The organism is Halomonas sp. MCCC 1A11062, from assembly GCF_021404355.1.
GTDB classification, from domain to species: Bacteria; Pseudomonadota; Gammaproteobacteria; order Pseudomonadales; family Halomonadaceae; genus Halomonas; species Halomonas aerodenitrificans.
Map to the genome: position 1 here is coordinate 1 of NZ_JABFTW010000103.1, position 243 is coordinate 243.

1 protein-coding gene is annotated in these 243 nt (G+C 63.8%); it reads left to right on the plus strand.

Translation table 11 applies throughout. The features are described from left to right. On the plus strand, positions 1–243 hold a 243-nt coding region (locus HOP58_RS23335; RefSeq protein ID WP_234261946.1), incomplete at both ends, for a PD-(D/E)XK nuclease domain-containing protein.

Sequence of the window (243 nt, forward strand, 5' to 3'; positions counted from 1 at the left end):
AGACGCTATTCACCTATCTGCGTGCGCATGACCTGGCCGGCCTCGAGGCCCATCTCAAAGCCCTCTACGCCGGGCTGCCCCACGACTGGTACCGCAACAACCCCATCGCCCGCTACGAAGGCCACTATGCCAGCGTGTTCTACAGCCATTTCGCCGCGCTGGGGGTGAACGTGACGGTGGAGGACGCCAGCCACCACGGCAAGGTCGACATGACGGTGGATTTCGCCGGGCACCTGTACCTGT